This is a genomic window from candidate division WOR-3 bacterium, assembly GCA_039804165.1.
In the GTDB taxonomy this organism is placed as follows: Bacteria; Hydrothermota; UBA3072; order UBA3072; family UBA3072; genus JAFGHJ01.
This window is the reverse complement of sequence record JBDRZZ010000031.1, coordinates 1-17158: the sequence shown is the minus strand read 5'-3', so window position 1 is coordinate 17158 and position 17158 is coordinate 1. Positions and strand designations below refer to the sequence as shown.

The following is a 17158-nucleotide window of genomic DNA, read 5'->3' as shown; positions in this document are numbered from 1 at the left end:
TGACTCTTAAATACAAAGAGGATAAAGAAGTTAAGGATAGTGTAGATATAGGTATTGTTTATGTAGATCTTGTTGTATTTAACCTACGAAACGGCCCCCTGTTTCAGAGGAGAACGAGAGAATACAAAATTCTTCAGCAATAACATTGGTAAACGAAGATGATGATGGAGCACCACGGGAGAGTTACCCCGAAAATTGTGTCTGAGCATATTATAATTCCTCCCTGGAATATTGCAAGTGGTAAATTCTATTTAACCGATACTGCTCCGATCTTAAATGTGGATGAGGTTTTCTCCAGGGAACTGAACTCAACCGCTTATATATCAAAAGCACGCTTATATCCAGTATCTCCGTAGATTGAAAATACCATCCCCTTTCATATCTTACTCCCTCTATCAAACTATTAAAGGATTCCGCTATATTAGAAGTATAAATAAACTTTCTTATTCCCTCCGGATATTTCAAAAACTGGAGATAGTTTTCCTTTCTTTCAAGTAAATATTCCATATAATTAGGATACTTGTCTTTAAACTCATTACATAATTCTTCGAACATTTTACATCCACTATCATAATCAGGTAACTCTTTAATTCTTCTTAATACCTTATTAAACTCCTGACTATCTTCTCTCTCCATATTATGCTTGGTATTCCTCTGCAAATGAACATAGAAGAGCTGATGATTGGATTCCGGAAAAATCTCTTTCACTGCTTCCCTCATTCCCGGAAAATCATCAGATATTATTACAGAAACACCCTCAAGACCTCTGGAGGCAAGGTCTCTAAAAAGTTCTATCCACCAGGATTTTTTCTCCGAACCAAAATATATTCTCCAGGTAAGAAGATCTTTATTCCCCTTAAGGTCTATACCGATAACCGTGTAAACCTGTGCCTTCCTTACTTTCCCATCTTCTTTCACTTCTACTTCATCAGCGTCTATAAATATAGTAAACCATTCTTTACCAAGTTCCCTTTGCTTGAATTCTTTTACCTCAAGTAGAAATTTCTCTTTTATTTTCTTTACTTCACTCTTATCATAGGAAAGATTTAGTTCCTTTAATACCCCTCTTATTTTATTCTCTGAATAACCATTTTTTACTAAACTTAAAAGCAATTGCCTGTATTCATTACCACCTCTTTTCCACTTATCCGGTAAAATTTGAGGACGAAATTCCCCTTCTCTGTCTCTGGGAATTTGAACATCTAAACTCATACCTCCAGCCTGAATCCCCCTTTTATAATAACCGTTTCCTCTATTGTTAAAACTCCCTTCAAGATACGCTTTCCTCTCAGCCTTCATGAATTGATTTAATATCTTGCCAAACAACATTCTCAGAGATAAATCCGGAGAATCTTCAATTTCTTTAATTAATCCCTTGATTTTTTCATCAATATTGACATTATTTTTCATTATAAATCCTTTGCCTCTTCTCCGCATTTAAGGAGAAGAGGTCTTTTTTTAGGGTTAAACTTACCAATAACAATCCGTTTCTCATTATATCCAAATTAAAAAAACCATCAAGGTCGAGGGGTTACTCCTCCCAACCCTACCATTTAATTAATCACCTCCTCCCCTTCATAGACACAATTTTTTAACCAACCCCTACTGGTATATAATAGACTTAATAGATTACTATTCCAGATATGTCCTTGCTACCTATCTTACTATCTTACCCCGAGTTATACTGCGAAAGAAGGTATAAAAGCATTAAAAGAAGCGATAAGAGAAGCGGAAAGTATACATGGCAAAATAGAAGATGAAATTGTTCTTGTAACGGATAATGGAGTTACTTTTACAGCAAATAGATTCAGAAAGGATATAGTAGAAGAAATAGAGAACTCATTGAGACACATAAGGATAGGTCACAGGATGCCCAAGCATATAGGGGTAATAGAGAGATTTCATTGTAATCTTAAAGAGGAAGCTATTTATTACGAGTATCCTGAGAGTCCTTTTGAGGTGATGGAGATAGTAAATAGATACAGGGATTATTACAATTGGGAGCGACCTCATAATAGGTTTAAGGAGGCCAATCGAGGCATATACTGGGTTTAGTTATTTAGAGAGGAGGGAATTAAGGTTAAGGGGAGGCAAAAGTTGCTTAAATTAATAACCCAAATTAAGGCGGGCAACTCTAACATAAAAATAGGGCAAAAAATTCCCACTTTTTCCGGTCCAAGACAATTGTCTTCTATCAAAACAGTGTCAAAACTTATTATATTAATATTCCTGCTTCAATTTGGGTCTGTTGGGTGTATTCCTAGTTCAAAATATCTTGTTTCTAAAGAACCTGTTATAATTAATAAAGAAGAAATAGGTTCCTGGATAGAGTTAGAGGGAAAGATTATCGATATTAATTCAGAAAATATAATAATTAATTTAAAAGAAAGAAAATACAAAAATATAAAAGAAAAAATTAGATATAGGCTAAAATATAAATATGGTTTTCGAAAGAGAAAAGAACAGAAGTAATCAATATACTTCGGTCCCTCTTATGCCTTCAGAAAGAACAAGCATTTTAATCTCTCAACTTACTATCCTTGCAGTGACCTTCTATTGGAGTTTGGGCAGCTGTTAACGGAAGAGTGAGTGCTGAGAAAGAAATACTGAATACATCATAGATGAAAATTTTGGAAAAGCTATTGCAGCAACTTTGGTATTGGAACTTGGGCTTAATAAACCAACATTTGACGTAACTCTGATTCAAACAAGAAGCAAGATAATTAGCGATAGAGAAGAGATCCTGATTAACAAACCAATTAAAATTTGGATAAAAGATAGTGGCTTCAATAAGGAATACCTTACCAATTCCGAAGGGAATCTGTTGATAAACAAGAATGAAGTTTTACCATATTTTCCGGCTGAAGATTCAACAATATCTTTGAATATCTCCTATCAAAATAAAATTACCCAGATTTGGCTTCCACAAAAATTTATTAAGAATTAAGTTAAAGATTATATGTCTTGGCATGGGTTAGGCATTATTTTAAAGACTCAGCCCTAAGTGCTGATTTTGGCAGAATAATAGCAGTGGACGATTTAGGAAATATATATGTAACCGGAGAGAGTATGGGGAAGTCTTTGGAGATTATATCACTACTATCAAGGATAACTCATCTGAGAAACAACAATGGGTAGCATAATATAGCGCTAATGTTGATCTTAACGAAGGAAATAATGCGATTACAGTAGATGGATCTGGAAATGTATATTTTTTCTTCCAGGAAACTCTTGGATTTTTTATAACCTTTTTGATTTTTTAAATTTGTTCTTCTTAAGCGAAAATCATACATTTTGGATTTAACATAAATTTTAAAAAGAGGCCTTGACAAAATTTAAATCTATTATAACATATACGCATAATTAGTGATTTAAATCACAAAGTAAGATAAGTTCTTATGGAAGTTTTGTTGGATAAAAATAGAATTAAAAATTTTATAGAGGTCCTTCTCGGATACGGGAGAGTTTTTGCTTCTTGGGAGAAAGAGATTTTTTCTAATAGAGGTTCTAAGACAAGGCGTTTTGTTCGTGAAATTAAAGATAATTTTTCAGATTACTATATTCCTAAGGTTAGAACTTTTGATAACTTTAAGTCTTTCGTTCTTCCAGGCAGATTTAAGGTGGCAGAGTATCCAAGTGAGAAATGGATAGATATTGGAGAAAAAGGAGAGAAAGAAGTTCTTCTTGGAATTAAGGCTTGTGATCTTAATTCTTTTTATATGATTGACAAGGTATTTCTTGAAGATTCTCTTTTCGTTGATCCTTTTTATAAAAAAAGAAGAGAGTCTTTAATTTTAATATCTTCTGATTGTGGTGATTCTCTTGATAGTTGTTTTTGTAATGTTTTAGGTTTTTCCCCCTATCCTGAGAAAGGTTTCGATATTAATATTGTAGAGCTTAAAGAATTTTATTTATTAGAAATTGGGAGTAAAATAGGAGAGGAGATTTCTAAGAATCTATCCTTGAATCAGGCTGGAAAGAAGGAACTTAGAGAAAGAGATGAAAAAAGGAGAAAGGTAAAAGATAAATTAGAAAAGCAAAATAGAGAATTCTCAAAAGCATTTTTTTATTTAGAATCAATAGCTGAACAAGCTTTTGATTCCGACTCTGGGTGGGAATTAGGAAGTGCTTGTGTTTCTTGTGGAGCTTGCACAAATGTTTGCCCAGTTTGTTATTGTTTTACTCTTTTTGATAGAAAAGGAGAAAAAGAGAATAATTATAAAAGGTTTATGGTTTGGGATTCTTGTCAGTTTAAGGGATTTTCTCAAATGGCCGGGGGTTTAAATCCACGTTTTTCTCACATAGATCAATTTAAGAATAGATATTATCATAAATTTTTCCGTTTTTATAAAAAATTCGGTGTTTATAAATGCACAGGATGTGGTAGATGCATTGATAATTGCCTTGGTGGAATAGATATGAGAGAGGTCTTCTTAGGGGCGTTAGAAGGGGTTAAAAGATAATGGAAAATATATATTATCCTCATAAAGGAGTGGTTAAAGAAATAAAAGAAGAAACACCTAAAATTAAGACCTATCGTCTTAAATTGGATAAGAAGTTGAGCTTTAGAGCAGGGCAGTTTATGCAACTTACTGTTCCTGGTGTTGGAGAAGCTCCTTTTACTCCTTCTTCTTCTCCTGGAGAAGTGGAAGAGATGGAAATTACAATTATGAGAACTGGAAGAGTTACTAGTGTGTTGCATAAAGAAGTTAAAGTAGGTGATTTTCTTGGCTTGCGAGGACCTTTTGGAAAAGGATACCCTATAGAGAAATTCATAGGAAAAGAAATTCTTATTGTAGGTGGAGGTGTTGGGCTTGCCCCTTTAAGGTCTTTAATTTATGCCCTATTTGATAGAATTGAGGAAATAAAGCAAATTTATATTTGCTATGGAGCTAAGAGTCCAGAAGATCAGTGTTTTAAAGATGAGTATAAGGATTGGGAAAGGAAGAAAAAAGTTTCTCTTAATCTGACAATTGATGAATCTCATCCTAAGTGGAAAGGGACTGTGGGTCTTGTGACTTGTCTTCTTGAGAAAGATTATCTGAAGAAAATAGGGATAGATATTAAAAATTCTTATGTGGTTTCTTGTGGTCCGGATGTGATGCTTAAATTTGTAACTTTTAAATTACTTGAAGTTGGTTTTAAGCCTGAGCAGATTTATCTTTCTATGAATAGAAGAATGAGTTGTGGTTTTGGTAAATGTGCAAGGTGTAATATTGGACCTTATTATCTCTGTAAAGATGGTCCAGATATGTGTTATGCAGATATAAAGGATTATCCAAATGTCTTCTGTTAAAGAATACCGGACAAAGTGTTCTTTTTGCTCAATGCAGGATGATTTGACCCTAAAAAGGGAAGATTCTAACTCTGCGGTATTTGGAAGGGATTCTTTGTTTAGGCTTTATTATGATAAAAGAAATGGGAGGGGTTTGTGTGCAAGAGGGAATTTCACAATAGAAATTTTGAATACTCCTTATCGTCTACGCGAAGCAGAACTTTTTGGGAAAACTACTTCAATTGAAGAAGCTATAGAAGACTCTATTAAAGAATTTAAGAGAATGAGAGAGAAGAAGAATAATATTGCAATTTTAATTAGTGGTAATCATACTCTTGAAGAAGCCTTTTTGGCAAAGAGGCTTTCGGAACTTCTTAATACTGATCTTTTAGGTCTCTTTCCTTTTGAAGATGAAGCTTTATTGTGTATAAAAAATAATCTTTCCTTTAACGAATTAGCCGAGGCAGATTTAATATTAGTAGTGGGAGACGTATTTTCTAACTCCCCAACTCTTGCAAAGCTAATCCTTAATGCTCGTAATAAAAAAAGAGGGAATCGTTTGATTTCTTTGGACATAATGAAAAATAAAGTTTCTCTTTTTGCTGAACATTTAGAAGTAAAACCAGAATATTTGAGTTATTTTCTTACCTGTTTTTTGGATTATCTTAAAGGTAAAAGTGAGTTTAAGTTAGAGGAAAATATAGGAATTTCGAGTGGGAAAGCAGAGATGTTAGAAAAAGCTCTTAAGAATGCGAAAAATGGATATATTCTTTTTTCTAACATTTATGGTCATTTTCTTAGGCCTTATTCTATTGTGAGAAAACTTTCAGAAATTGCGAATATTACTAATGCGAAATTTGCCGTTATTCCAGTAGGGCAAAATTCTCTCGGAGTTGGAAGAGTTATAGGTAATTTCAATAATGCAAATGTTATTAAGGCTTTGAAAGAAAAAAAATTAGAAGGTCTTATCGTTTTGGGAGGAAATCCGTTTGAGTTCATTCCAGATTTTGAAAAAATTTTTGGTTATCTGAATTTTGTGCTTTCCACTTGTTATTTTAAGGGTAAAAATTCGTCTGAGTGTATAATTCCCACTGTATTTTCTTTTGAGAAAGAAGGTTCAATTATTTCTTTGGAGGAGAAAGTCGTAAATTTGGGAAACCCTATTCCTAAGCCAGGAGCTTGTATTTCTAGTGGAGATTTTGTAAGTAAGTTCTTGTTTAAAATCACAGGAGAAAAAACTAAAGCGGAGGTGAAAAGTCTAAAACCACTTCCATTTAGAGAAGAGAAAAGAGAAAGAAAACTATCTTCTATTCTCACCAAAGAATTTCCTTTTTATTTGATTGGAATTGGTCTTCCTTATCATTATGATGGGGGAGAGGTCACACGGAGAATGAAATGGAATGAAGGAGAAATTCCATATGTTTTTATTAATTCTAAAGAGAGTAAAAAAATAAAAGAGGAAAAAATAAAGGTTGAAACACCGAATGGTTCTTCTTTTTTTAAAGTTGCAGATTGCAAATTGTTGGGCTTTGAGGTAGAGGAGAATATGATTTTGGCTCCGGTTCATTTTCCAGAGGTTAGGAAATTATTCTCTTTAGAAGTAGATGAGGATGGTCTTATTTCAGTGGGTGTTGAAAAAGCGAGGATTAAAATAGATGAATGAAGGTAAAGAAAATCAGAAAGGGAAGAGAGTTGTTCTTGATGTAGATAGATGCATTTCTTGCCATGCTTGTGATGTTGCTTGTTATGAGAGTCATTCAGAGAGATTTTGCCTTTCTCGAGCTGGGTTTGACGTTATAATTGATCTCCCTATTCATTGTAAGCATTGTTCGGATCCTGCTTGTGTTCAGGTTTGCCCTGTAGAAGCTTTAGAGAGAAGAGAAGATGGTATCATTTATCATAATACTTTTAGATGCATTGGATGTCTTTCTTGCACAATTGCTTGCCCTTTTGGTGTTTTGGAAGTTAAAAGAGTTCGGCACGTTGTTTCTAAATGTGATCTTTGTTATGATATGTTAGAAGAAGGGGAGGAACCAAGATGCGTTCAGACTTGCACAAGTGGGGCTCTTTCTTTTGAAGAAATGAGTTATGAGGATCAGAAAGAAATAAATAGGGTAGAATCAAGAATTAAAGCAAGACCTTGGAGACGATTATGAAGCTTTTATTTTATTATCTAATATTTCCTGGATTTGTTTTCTCCTCTTTTATTGGGTTAATTATAAGCTGGCTTGATAGGAAAATATCTGCGAGGATTCAATGGAGGGAAGGTCCTCCATGGTTTCAGGGTTTTGCAGATATTGGAAAGTTACTTTATAAAGAAGTGATAATCCCAAAAGAGGCTTCTAGTTTAGGATTTGTTTTGGGTCCTCTTTTTGCACTTGCTAGTGTTTGTCTTGGGGTCACAATCCTTCTTACAGGGTATTTTAAGCTGAGTGAAGGTTTTATTGGAGACATTATTGTGGTTTGGTATTTGTTTACTATTCCTTCAATAGCTATTATTTACATAGGATCGCTCTCTGGAAATCCATTAAGTTCTGTTGGAGTTTCAAGAGAAATAAAGCTTCTTTTATCTTATGAACTTCCTATGGTTATTTTGATTGTTATGATTACTTCAAAAGTTAGAGGATTTTCTATTAAATCCATTATGGACTGGCAAATTATTAATGGACCTAATTTATTTAATTGGTATGGAATAATAGGTTTTATTGTTTCTGTTATATGCATTCAAGCGAAGTTAGGGAGAGTTCCTTTTGACTTACCTGAAGCAGAAACGGAGCTTGGATCTGGTATTCTTCTTGAACTCTCTGGGAGTCTTTTGGCTCTTTATGAATTGAGTAAAGCAATAATGCTTTTTGGATTACCTATGTTTTTAGTAATTCTTTTCTGGGGAAGAGGAATTTTAGGTGGAATCCTTTTATACTTACTCATTGTGTTTTTATTGATTCTTATTAAAAATACGAATCCTAGACTCCGGATTGATCAGGTTATGAGATATTTCTGGGGATGGTTGACAGGGGCAAGCATTCTTGCGGGGATCCTTGCTTATTTGGGAGTATAGATGAACATTTTGAAGAAATCATTCAAGAAATCTATATGGGTTTTTCATCTGTCTACTGCGGCCTGTAATAATTGTGATATAGAAGTCTTGGAGCTTCTTACTCCAAGATATGATGTGGAAAGATTCGGGATAAAATTGGTTGGGAGTCCTCGTCATGCAGATGCTTTACTTGTCTGCGGTTCAGTTAATGCTCACGCTAAACCAAGATTGATCGAAGTTTATCGTCAAACTCCAAAACCTTGTTTGGTTATTGCTTTTGGATCTTGTGGTTGTTCTTCTGGAATTTTCCGAGGTAGTTACTCAGTAGTAGGACCTGTAGATAAAGTTTTAAAAGAAGTTGATCCTGAGGTTAAAATTGTGTATGTTCCAGGCTGTCCTCCAAAACCAGAGGCAATGATTGAAGGAATTATTATGGGACTAGGAGCAATTTAAAAATGAAAGAAGTGTTAAAAGAATTGAAGGCGAAGCTTAAAGGTGAATTTTTAGATATTGCTCAAGTTCGGAATAACCGAATATATATAAAGGTTGAGTTAGATAAAGCTCCTAAAGTTGTAGAGTATTTATTTTTTAAATATAAATGTAGATTATGCACAGCTACAGGAATTGATACAAGAGAAGGTATAGAAATAATTTACCATCTTGCAAGGGATGATAAAAATATGTTAATAAATGTAAAGACACTTGTTCCTTATCCTAAATTGGAAATAGATTCAATTGGGAAAAAAATTCCCGCTTTTTTATGGATTGAAAGGGAAATAAGTGAAATGCTCGGAGTCAATTTTAAAGGGCATCCTGATCTTAGAAGACTTCTTCTTGCAGAGTCGTTTCCGAAGGGTAAATATCCCTTACGGAAAGATTTTAAGCATTCGGATGTGACTGAAAAAGATTACGAGAGGTTATCTAAATGAAAGAAACGATAATTCCAATTGGTCCATATCATCCACTCCTTGAAGAACCCGAACACTTCAAACTTTACGTTGAAGGTGAAAGAGTGGTTGATCTTGATGTTGAAATCGGTTATAATCACAGGGGGGTTGAGAAATTGTCCGAAGGTAAAACATGGGACCAAGTTGCATATCTTGTTGAAAGAATCTGCGGAATCTGTTCAACTTCCCATCCAATGGCTTATTGCCTTGCTGTGGAAGATCTCCTTGGTTGTGAAGTTCCGAAAAGAGCTCAGCTGATTAGAGTTGTTGTTTGTGAATTAGAAAGACTCCATTCTCATCTCCTCTGGGTTGGTCTTGCAGGGCATTTTATTGGATATAATACTGTTTGGATGTGGGCTTGGAAATACAGAGAGACAATCCTGGAAATTTGTGAGAAATTGACTGGTAACAGAAATCATTATGCAATGTTTAAACCAGGTGGAGTTAGAAGAGATTTTAATAAAGAGCAGATTGAATACGGGTTGGAACGGATTGTTGAAGTTGAGAAACCTATCCAGATGCTTACAGATGCGATTCTCGATGACCCTGTGATTCACAAAAGACTCAAAGGAATTGGTGTTTTGAAAAAAGAAGATGCGATTCTTTATTCTGCAGTTGGTCCTACAGCTAGGGGGTCAGGAGTGCCTTTTGATGTTAGAAAAGATGAACCTCTTGATGGATATAAAGACCTTAAGTGGAAGGTTATTGTTCAAGAAGATGGGGATGTTTTCAGTAAAGGTGTTGTTCGTCTTCTTGAATGTTTTGAGTCTATCTCTATGATAAAACAGGCTCTTTCGAGTTTACCGGAAGGTCCAATTGATGCGGATATTAGAGAGGTTCCACCTGGTGAAGGTTGTGGTCGTTATGAAGCTCCGAGAGGTGAAGTTTTTCATTATGTGCGAAGCGATGGTTCGAATATGCCTTATCGACATAAGATAAGGGCTCCTACTTTCAATAATCTGCCAACTTTTAAAGCCTCCTGCAAGGGAGAGACAATTGCAGATGTTGCTCTTATAACCGCTTCCATTGATCCCTGTTATTGTTGTACAGAAAGGGTTGCGGTTATTGATAAGAACAACAATAAGAAGATCCTTGGAGAGAAAGAATTGCTGAAATTGAGCGTAGAGAAAACAAAAGATATTATAAAAAAATTGGGTAAAACGCCTCCTCTTTACAGAATGGAGATATAATGGGTGGTAATATACTGTTGTATCCAATAATAATACCTTTCCTTGCAGGGATTTTCACTTTGATTGTCCCGAGGTTAAAAAGATTTAAACAATCGCTAACTGTTGCAGTAACTCTTTATTTGCTTATTCTTTCTTACCGTTTGTTTAATTTAGGAGGTGTAGTAGAGAGTTTATTATCTTTCAAATTTTTAAATTATAGGGCAGATTGGACTCTCAAACTCAATCAGATTAGTGGTTTTATGCTTTTATTCACCTATCTTATTGGATTTTTAGTTTCTATATACATTATTCGCTCCAGAGATGAAGTGGTGACAGGAGATAATCAATTTCTAACTTATTTCCTCTGGACTCTTTCGGGAGCTTCGGGTGTATTTCTTTCTTCAAATTTATTATTCCTGCTAACTTTCTGGGAAATGGTTACGGCTGTTTTCTTTCTTTACATCAATCTTGGCAAAGGCAAGGGGATTTCCGAGGCAGCTCGAAAAACCTATGTTATTCTTGGTTTTGCAGATGCATTTTTCCTCTTTGGTGTTATTTATATCTGGGTAACTATAGGGAATCTGGATATAGATTTAATTTCTATTTCTACAGAAGGGGTTCTTCCCAGAGTAGCGTTCTTCTCTTTTGTTATCTCAGCTCTTGCAAAAGCCGGGGCTATTCCTTTTCACACCTGGATTCCTGATATTTCGGAAGAGGCTCCTGTTTCAATGGTGGCTTTTATCCCTGGTTCTCTTGATAAATTACTCGGTATTTATCTTTTATCTCTCGCAATGTTAAAATTATTTTCTGTCCAACCAATCTTAACCTTTATCGTTATGCTCATAGGTGCTCTCACAATCATTATTGGAGTTCTTCTGGCTCTAATTCAGCACAATCTCAAGAAATTGTTGTCCTATCATGCTGTTAGTCAGGTTGGTTATATGGTTCTTGGCATTGCAACGGGAAATCCAGTTGGGGTTTTGGGTGGTTTATTTCATATGCTTAACAATGTAATATACAAAGGTGGTCTTTTTCTATGTGCTGGGGCTATTGAGAAGGAAACAGGAACAACAGAATTGGAAGAATTGGGAGGCTTGTATCGAAAAATGCCATTTATGATGATTTCCAATCTGATTCTTGCTCTTGCTATATCCGGAGTTCCGCCTTTGAATGGTTTTACCTCTAAGTGGATGGTTTATCAGGGTGTGCTTTTAGCAGGACAACCTGTATTTCTTGTTCTTGCAGTTTTTGGAAGTGCTTTAACTCTTGCTTCTTTTTTGAAGGTCATTTATTCTGTTTATTTTGGAGGTGCTTCGAATATTTTTGAAAAAGCTGGAAAGCCTTCTTTGTTGATGACAGGACCAATTTCTGTTTTGGCAATTCTCTGTATTTTCTTCGGTATTTTTCCTGGGTTTTCGATGAATTATTTCTTTATACCGATGGAATTTAATGTCCTTGCAAAGATTTCTCCAGCAGAAGTCTTAGCAGGTCTTAGTTTTACCAATACACTATGGAAACCATACGAGGCTACCGTGGCTTTGATTATTGGTCTTGTAATCGGCGTTGGGTTATATTTGTTTGGGAAAATATTTAATTATAGAGAAGAATCAATATTTACCGGTGGGGAGAAGTTTGGGCTTGAGGAGAGAAGATTCCCCGGGACAGGTCTTTATCTTACGATTTTTGAACTTCCCTTTATAGGAACTTTTCTTAAGGATTGCGATAGGGGCTCCTATGATTTGTACAATATAACAAAAATTATAGGATGGAAATCAATTGTCGAAAAATTAAAAAATTTGCATGATGGAATCTTGTCAACCTATCTATCTTGGTGTATTATAGGATTAATGATAATAATGTCCATTTTAATGAGAGGTTAAAAATATGGAAACCATAATTATTTTACATATTTTACTTGTTTTTATGATAATAGGTTCTATTATTACAATAGAAATCAAGAATATGCTTTCTGCTGTCATAGCTATTGGTTCTGTGGGTTTTATTCTCTCAATTATGTTTTTATTTCTTGGTGCTCCAGATATAGCGATAACTCAGGTCATTGTGGAGATTTTATCCTTAATAATCCTTATTCGTTCAACAATAAATGTGGACAATGTTTCTATAGAAAAGAAGGAAGAACACGTTCTTTCCAATAGAACCACTCTCATTTTTGTGGGAGTAATACTTGTTTTTGCCTGGTTTGCATTTCGATCTCTTCCTCCCTTTGGAGAGCCTCTAATGAGAATTTCAAATTATTATTTAAATAATGGACTGCGGGATGTGGGAGCAACCAATTTTGTAACCTCTGTCATTCTCGATTACAGAGCCTATGACACTTTTGGAGAAGCAATGGTGCTTTTTGTTTCAATTAGTGGTGCTTTTGCAATACTACGCAGATGGAAACGTGAGCAGCATAAGGATTTCTTACGGATAGATAGGGAGCATTAAAATGAAAAAAAAGAAAAATTCAGGAATGACTTTTATTGTGAAAAATATAACCAATGTAATGGTTGGGTTTATGCTTGTTTTTGGGGCTTACATTGTTCTCTATGGACATATCACTCCTGGAGGAGGTTTTCCTGGAGGAGTGATGATTGCTCTTGCGTATATACTCATAACCCTTGCTTATGGAAGGAAAGTTGTGGAAAGTATGGTTTCAGGAATGGCGGGTTCTATTGCCGATGATTTTGGGGCTCTTGCTTTTCTTATTCTTGGGCTAATTGGTTTATGGTTTAGTGGAAAATTTCTCTTCAATTTTCTCCCAAAAGGAACTCCTTTCAATTTGTTTTCTGCGGGTAGTATTATCTTGTATAACCTTGCAATAACATTGAAGGTAGGGATGAGTCTTTATATTGTTTTCCTTGCTCTATCAATACTTCAGAGAGTGGTTACGGAGGTCGAAAAATGACTTTATATTTTCTTGATTTCGTGTTGTTAAGTATAGGTTTATATGCTCTTGTGGTAAAGAGACATATTGTTAAAAAGATTCTTGGAGTTGCAATAATGGAATATTCGGTTAATCTTTTTCTCGTACTCCTTGGATTCAAAAAATCTGGAATTCCTCCTATTCTGACTAAAGATATGGACTTCGAGACCTTTATTCGCACTGCTGTTGACCCTTTGCCACAGGCTCTGGTTCTAACTTCTATCGTTATCGGACTTGGGACTCTTGCATTAATGGTTGCAATGGCTATTAGACTTTACGAGAGATACGGAACTTTTGATATGGACGAGATAAATAGGCTTAGAGGTTAGAGATGAGCGCCTTATTACCACTATTTATAGCGATTCCTGTATTCAGCGCAATTTTTATTTTGATTATAGGAAAGTTTGACAAGAAACACTTTCCGAGAATATGGTCAATTCTCACTTCTATTTCATTACTCGTTATCCTCGCTCTCGTCTGGGGTAAAGAGACCATTGTTCACGAAATGAGTGGATGGAAACCTCCTTTTGGAGTTATTTTAGTAAAAGATTATCTTGCCCAACTTATGTTACTGATTACTAACGGAATAGCCTCTCTTGCTTTAATTTATTCGTTCTCATATATTAAAAAATATGAAGATTATCTTAGGTTTTTCACTTTATTTTTATTTATGCTTGCAGGGATGAATGGGGTTGTGCTCACGGGAGATTTATTCAATCTATTTGTATTTCTTGAGATTGCGTCCATCGCATCATATGCTCTTGTAGGTTATGGGGTAGATGCTGAAGAATTGGAGGCTTCGTTTAAGTATTTGATATTAGGGGCTTTTGCTTCAATACTGATTTTATTTGGGATTGGAATGATTTACGCAGTGACTGGTTCGCTTAATATGGCTGATGTTGCGAGATTTCTTCTTGAAATTAATCCTGATGGTTCCAATAAATCGGTTTTAATGGTTGTTGGCTTATTTATTGTTGGTTTTGGTCTTAAAGCAGGTCTTGTGCCTTTCCATGCCTGGTTACCTGATGCTCATTCTTCGGCTCCGGCTCCTATATCAGTGATGCTTTCAGGTGTTTTGATTAAGGTTCTCGGGATTTATTCTCTCGTCCGGGTTTTCTATAACATGATTGGAATGAATCCGATTATTTCAAATATTCTTATTGTAATGGGTAGTATCTCAATGGTGGTTGGAGCTTTAATGGGTTTTGGGCAGGATGATATAAAAAGAATCTTCGCTTTTTCTTCAATTAGCCAGATGGGTTATGTAGTTGTAGGAATTGGAATAGGCACTCCTTTTGCTATTATCGGTTCCCTTTTCCATCTATTCAATCACGCAGGATTTAAATCGCTTCTTTTTCTTTCATCAGGTGCAATTGAGAGGTGTAGAGGAACGAGAAAATTATCCGAACTTGGGAGCTTACGAGAAATTATGCCAGTCACATCAGGGGTGTCAGTTATAGGCTCTCTTTCTATTGCTGGAGTGCCGCCCTTTAATGGTTTCTGGAGTAAGTTGATAATAATTCTTGCTGCTTTTTCAGCGGGTTATATATGGCTAGGTGTGCTTCTTATTTTGACTTCTTTTTTGACTTTAGCTTATTATCTTCGGTTCCAGAAAAATGTTATTTTTGGGGAATTAACTTCAAATACGAGAAATGTTCGAGAAGCACCTTTTGCGATGTTAATGCCTCTAATAATTCTGGCTATTTTTTGTCTTTTTGTAGGAATCTTTAACGGTTGGATAATAGAAAGCCTGATTATACCCGCAGAGAGTGTCATATTAAACCAATTAGGCTATATTTCATCGGTGCTTGGGATATGAAGAAAAAATTTGCCCAGTTTATCATATACTTTATAATGTGGGTTCTACTGACCTGGTCCTTAAAACTTCAGGATATTATGGCTGGAGTTTTAGTAGCCTTATTTATCACTATCCTTACGCGTAAACTTTTCCCGGAGGATATTATAAAGTTATTACAACCAAAAAGGTTCTTTTTTGCTCTTCTTTATATACCTTATCTCGTGTATTACATAATTCTCGCTAATTTTGATGTTGCTTACAGGGTTTTAAACCCTTCTCTACCAATAAATCCGGGAATTGTTAAGGTGAAAACGAAACTTAAAAATGAATTTGCAAAGGTAATTCTCGCCAATTCAATAACGCTAACTCCAGGAACTCTCACCGTAGAGGTTGACGGTGAAAATTTTTATGTGCACTGGATAAACATTATAAGTGATGACCCGGAAGTCCAAAGAGAAATAATCTTAGGTAGATTTGAAAGAATGTTAAGGAGGATTTTCGAATAATGTTTACTTTTTTATTTATTTGTTTAATAATTGCATCTTTTATGTGTCTTTATAGAGTCCTTGTGGGACCAACCCCGCCTGACAGAATGGTTGCCATAGACATACTTGGTATTCTCGTGATTGGTATGTGCGCTCTTTTTGCGGCTTACGAAAAAAGAGATTTTTATCTCTATATAGCTATTTCTTGGTCAATCCTTTCTTTTATTGGAACTCTTGCCCTTGTCAAATTCCTTGAAGGGAGGGGTTTCGATGAGTAATAATCTTGCTTTAAGTTTTGTCATTGTTGGGGTTATTTTTGATTTATTGGGATGTCTTGGTCTTATCAGGCTACCTGATATTTACAATCGTCTGCAGGCTGCGACAAAGTCGGTTACTCTTGGAACCTGTGCAATACTATTTGGTGTAGCTCTGGAAATGGGTATTGTGAGCGTTGGTGGAATAAAGGCTTTGATTTGTATAATATTTATCCTGCTCACCTCTCCGACAGCAGCCCATGCTCTTTCAAGAGGTTCTCATTTAGGAGGATTTAAACTGTGGGAAGGAAGTAAAATGGATAAGTTGAAGGAAGATAAAGGAAGATAAAAATGAGGATAAAAAAACCGAAAGTCAGAGAACTTGGGGAAGCAATAAGGGCTCTTATTAAAGGACCTTTTACGACAAAATTTCCTTTTGAGTCACCTAATATTATTCCTGAATACAGAGGTTTCCCTGAATACCAGGAAGATGGGTGTGTCCGCTGTGGAGCTTGCGCTGAAGTCTGCCCTGCAAGAGCCATTGAAGTTGAAGAGTCCGAAAAAGACGGAAAGAAATTCAGAAAAATGAGATTTCTTTATGATGTCTGTCTTCTCTGCGGACAATGTGGAGCTTTATGCACAACCGGTAAAGGTATTAAATATACAAATAACTATTCCAAAAACACTTTTGACAGGAAAAATGCAATTCAGGAAGTTGAAGACGAACTGGTTTTGTGCGAAAAATGCGGTGAGATTATAACGACAAAATTGCATCTTGAGTGGATTGGTGAGAGACTTGGAGAAAAAGCCTTTGCAAATCCCACTATTGTTCTATCAAAATATACTGATATGAGTATCGCAGAATTTGAAGGCAAATTGATTGAGCCTGAAGAATTTTTAAGAGAAGACTGGTACAAGATTCTCTGTCCAACCTGCCGAAGAGCCGCCTGGATGAAAGAAAATTTCCAGTAATTATAGAAGCACATCTAGACGAAAAGTTTTAATTGGCATTAATAATTATTATTTTTCCAGACCCTCCAAGGCAGGTGGTGGACACTTTGAGATATTTTAACATTCACAAGGTCTAATTCCAGATCAAGAGTCACAACCATTTTCTTCTCCAGGAGTTTATCAAGATCCGCCACAAACCAGTAGACAAGTTGAGGAGATTTGTTTCTCTCAATAAGTATCTCTAAAGTGTTTTATCATTCTTGTTTGAGTTCTTTCTCATCGTATTAAAGAAAAATAGATAATTATTGACTTTATG

Annotated in this window: 21 protein-coding genes; 20 read left to right on the top strand and 1 reads right to left on the bottom strand. The window is 35.3% G+C overall.

Annotation, left to right across the window (positions count from 1 at the left end):
• Nucleotides 1-210 precede the first annotated feature (210 nt).
• The gene (locus ABIN61_08475) at nucleotides 211-1410 is read right to left on the bottom strand and encodes an IS256 family transposase (protein MEO0294235.1); all 1200 of its coding nucleotides are present in this window, start codon (nucleotides 1408-1410) and stop codon (nucleotides 211-213) included.
• 432 nt (nucleotides 1411-1842) lie between these two features.
• Here ABIN61_08475 and ABIN61_08470 point away from each other — a divergent pair, with 432 nt between their 5' ends.
• From ABIN61_08470 to ABIN61_08375, 20 genes are all read left to right on the top strand, one after another.
• The gene (locus ABIN61_08470) at nucleotides 1843-2055 is read left to right on the top strand and encodes an integrase core domain-containing protein (GenBank protein MEO0294234.1); all 213 of its coding nucleotides are present in this window, start codon (nucleotides 1843-1845) and stop codon (nucleotides 2053-2055) included.
• Nucleotides 2056-2097: 42 nt separating this feature from the next.
• On the top strand, nucleotides 2098-2472 hold the full coding sequence (locus tag ABIN61_08465; protein ID MEO0294233.1) for a hypothetical protein: 375 nt from the start codon (nucleotides 2098-2100) through the stop codon (nucleotides 2470-2472).
• A gap of 187 nt (nucleotides 2473-2659) precedes the next feature.
• Complete coding sequence (locus tag ABIN61_08460) at nucleotides 2660-2947, top strand: hypothetical protein (GenBank protein MEO0294232.1); 288 nt, start codon at nucleotides 2660-2662, stop codon at nucleotides 2945-2947.
• A 451-nt stretch (nucleotides 2948-3398) separates the two neighbouring features.
• Nucleotides 3399-4463, top strand: coding sequence for a 4Fe-4S dicluster domain-containing protein (locus tag ABIN61_08455; protein MEO0294231.1), 1065 nt, complete (start codon nucleotides 3399-3401; stop codon nucleotides 4461-4463).
• Nucleotides 4463-5296, top strand: a complete 834-nt coding sequence (locus ABIN61_08450; protein MEO0294230.1) for an FAD/NAD(P)-binding protein — start codon at nucleotides 4463-4465, stop codon at nucleotides 5294-5296. The genes ABIN61_08455 and ABIN61_08450 overlap by 1 nt, the downstream gene beginning before the upstream one ends.
• Nucleotides 5283-6938, top strand: a complete 1656-nt coding sequence (locus tag ABIN61_08445; GenBank protein ID MEO0294229.1) for a molybdopterin-dependent oxidoreductase — start codon at nucleotides 5283-5285, stop codon at nucleotides 6936-6938. The genes ABIN61_08450 and ABIN61_08445 overlap by 14 nt, the downstream gene beginning before the upstream one ends.
• Nucleotides 6931-7431, top strand: a complete 501-nt coding sequence (locus tag ABIN61_08440; GenBank protein MEO0294228.1) for a 4Fe-4S dicluster domain-containing protein — start codon at nucleotides 6931-6933, stop codon at nucleotides 7429-7431. The genes ABIN61_08445 and ABIN61_08440 overlap by 8 nt, the downstream gene beginning before the upstream one ends.
• Nucleotides 7428-8333, top strand: coding sequence for a complex I subunit 1 family protein (locus tag ABIN61_08435; protein ID MEO0294227.1), 906 nt, complete (start codon nucleotides 7428-7430; stop codon nucleotides 8331-8333). Before ABIN61_08440 ends, ABIN61_08435 begins: the two co-directional genes overlap by 4 nt.
• Complete coding sequence (nuoB, locus tag ABIN61_08430; GenBank protein MEO0294226.1) at nucleotides 8334-8765, top strand: NADH-quinone oxidoreductase subunit NuoB; 432 nt, start codon at nucleotides 8334-8336, stop codon at nucleotides 8763-8765.
• 2 nt (nucleotides 8766-8767) lie between these two features.
• Nucleotides 8768-9241: an NADH-quinone oxidoreductase subunit C gene (locus ABIN61_08425; GenBank protein MEO0294225.1), complete on the top strand. Its 474-nt coding sequence runs from the start codon at nucleotides 8768-8770 to the stop codon at nucleotides 9239-9241.
• A complete protein-coding gene (locus ABIN61_08420; protein MEO0294224.1) occupies nucleotides 9238-10449 on the top strand; it encodes a nickel-dependent hydrogenase large subunit in 1212 nt (403 codons plus the stop codon). The genes ABIN61_08425 and ABIN61_08420 overlap by 4 nt, the downstream gene beginning before the upstream one ends.
• On the top strand, nucleotides 10449-12308 hold the full coding sequence (locus tag ABIN61_08415) for a proton-conducting transporter membrane subunit (protein MEO0294223.1): 1860 nt from the start codon (nucleotides 10449-10451) through the stop codon (nucleotides 12306-12308). Before ABIN61_08420 ends, ABIN61_08415 begins: the two co-directional genes overlap by 1 nt.
• A 4-nt stretch (nucleotides 12309-12312) precedes the next feature.
• Nucleotides 12313-12876 (top strand): hydrogen gas-evolving membrane-bound hydrogenase subunit E, encoded by a 564-nt coding sequence (gene mbhE, locus ABIN61_08410; GenBank protein ID MEO0294222.1) that lies wholly within the window; start codon nucleotides 12313-12315, stop codon nucleotides 12874-12876.
• A gap of 1 nt (nucleotide 12877) precedes the next feature.
• On the top strand, nucleotides 12878-13336 hold the full coding sequence (locus ABIN61_08405; protein MEO0294221.1) for an MnhB domain-containing protein: 459 nt from the start codon (nucleotides 12878-12880) through the stop codon (nucleotides 13334-13336).
• The gene (locus tag ABIN61_08400; protein ID MEO0294220.1) at nucleotides 13333-13683 is read left to right on the top strand and encodes a sodium:proton antiporter; all 351 of its coding nucleotides are present in this window, start codon (nucleotides 13333-13335) and stop codon (nucleotides 13681-13683) included. Before ABIN61_08405 ends, ABIN61_08400 begins: the two co-directional genes overlap by 4 nt.
• 2 nt (nucleotides 13684-13685) lie before the next feature.
• On the top strand, nucleotides 13686-15173 hold the full coding sequence (locus ABIN61_08395; protein ID MEO0294219.1) for a monovalent cation/H+ antiporter subunit D family protein: 1488 nt from the start codon (nucleotides 13686-13688) through the stop codon (nucleotides 15171-15173).
• Entirely contained in the window at nucleotides 15170-15658 is a 489-nt protein-coding gene (locus tag ABIN61_08390; protein ID MEO0294218.1) for a Na+/H+ antiporter subunit E, read from the top strand. The genes ABIN61_08395 and ABIN61_08390 overlap by 4 nt, the downstream gene beginning before the upstream one ends.
• Nucleotides 15658-15915, top strand: a complete 258-nt coding sequence (locus tag ABIN61_08385; GenBank protein ID MEO0294217.1) for a cation:proton antiporter — start codon at nucleotides 15658-15660, stop codon at nucleotides 15913-15915. The genes ABIN61_08390 and ABIN61_08385 overlap by 1 nt, the downstream gene beginning before the upstream one ends.
• Complete coding sequence (gene mnhG / locus ABIN61_08380) at nucleotides 15908-16240, top strand: monovalent cation/H(+) antiporter subunit G (protein MEO0294216.1); 333 nt, start codon at nucleotides 15908-15910, stop codon at nucleotides 16238-16240. The genes ABIN61_08385 and mnhG overlap by 8 nt, the downstream gene beginning before the upstream one ends.
• Nucleotides 16241-16242: 2 nt before the next feature.
• Nucleotides 16243-16863, top strand: a complete 621-nt coding sequence (locus ABIN61_08375; GenBank protein MEO0294215.1) for a 4Fe-4S dicluster domain-containing protein — start codon at nucleotides 16243-16245, stop codon at nucleotides 16861-16863.
• The last annotated feature ends 295 nt before the right edge of the window (nucleotides 16864-17158 follow it).

Excerpts from the sequence above, each read along its gene's own strand:
- ABIN61_08475 (MEO0294235.1), bottom strand. The coding sequence starts at position 1,410 with ATGAAAAATAATGTCAATATTGATGAAAAAATCAAGGGATTAATTAAA.
- ABIN61_08455 (MEO0294231.1), top strand. The coding sequence starts at position 3,399 with ATGGAAGTTTTGTTGGATAAAAATAGAATTAAAAATTTTATAGAGGTC.
- ABIN61_08450 (MEO0294230.1), top strand. The coding sequence starts at position 4,463 with ATGGAAAATATATATTATCCTCATAAAGGAGTGGTTAAAGAAATAAAA.
- ABIN61_08445 (MEO0294229.1), top strand. The coding sequence starts at position 5,283 with ATGTCTTCTGTTAAAGAATACCGGACAAAGTGTTCTTTTTGCTCAATG.
- ABIN61_08440 (MEO0294228.1), top strand. The coding sequence starts at position 6,931 with ATGAATGAAGGTAAAGAAAATCAGAAAGGGAAGAGAGTTGTTCTTGAT.
- ABIN61_08435 (MEO0294227.1), top strand. The coding sequence starts at position 7,428 with ATGAAGCTTTTATTTTATTATCTAATATTTCCTGGATTTGTTTTCTCC.
- nuoB (MEO0294226.1), top strand. The coding sequence starts at position 8,334 with ATGAACATTTTGAAGAAATCATTCAAGAAATCTATATGGGTTTTTCAT.
- ABIN61_08425 (MEO0294225.1), top strand. The coding sequence starts at position 8,768 with ATGAAAGAAGTGTTAAAAGAATTGAAGGCGAAGCTTAAAGGTGAATTT.
- ABIN61_08420 (MEO0294224.1), top strand. The coding sequence starts at position 9,238 with ATGAAAGAAACGATAATTCCAATTGGTCCATATCATCCACTCCTTGAA.
- ABIN61_08415 (MEO0294223.1), top strand. The coding sequence starts at position 10,449 with ATGGGTGGTAATATACTGTTGTATCCAATAATAATACCTTTCCTTGCA.
- mbhE (MEO0294222.1), top strand. The coding sequence starts at position 12,313 with ATGGAAACCATAATTATTTTACATATTTTACTTGTTTTTATGATAATA.
- ABIN61_08405 (MEO0294221.1), top strand. The coding sequence starts at position 12,878 with ATGAAAAAAAAGAAAAATTCAGGAATGACTTTTATTGTGAAAAATATA.
- ABIN61_08400 (MEO0294220.1), top strand. The coding sequence starts at position 13,333 with ATGACTTTATATTTTCTTGATTTCGTGTTGTTAAGTATAGGTTTATAT.
- ABIN61_08395 (MEO0294219.1), top strand. The coding sequence starts at position 13,686 with ATGAGCGCCTTATTACCACTATTTATAGCGATTCCTGTATTCAGCGCA.
- ABIN61_08390 (MEO0294218.1), top strand. The coding sequence starts at position 15,170 with ATGAAGAAAAAATTTGCCCAGTTTATCATATACTTTATAATGTGGGTT.
- ABIN61_08385 (MEO0294217.1), top strand. The coding sequence starts at position 15,658 with ATGTTTACTTTTTTATTTATTTGTTTAATAATTGCATCTTTTATGTGT.
- mnhG (MEO0294216.1), top strand. The coding sequence starts at position 15,908 with ATGAGTAATAATCTTGCTTTAAGTTTTGTCATTGTTGGGGTTATTTTT.
- ABIN61_08375 (MEO0294215.1), top strand. The coding sequence starts at position 16,243 with ATGAGGATAAAAAAACCGAAAGTCAGAGAACTTGGGGAAGCAATAAGG.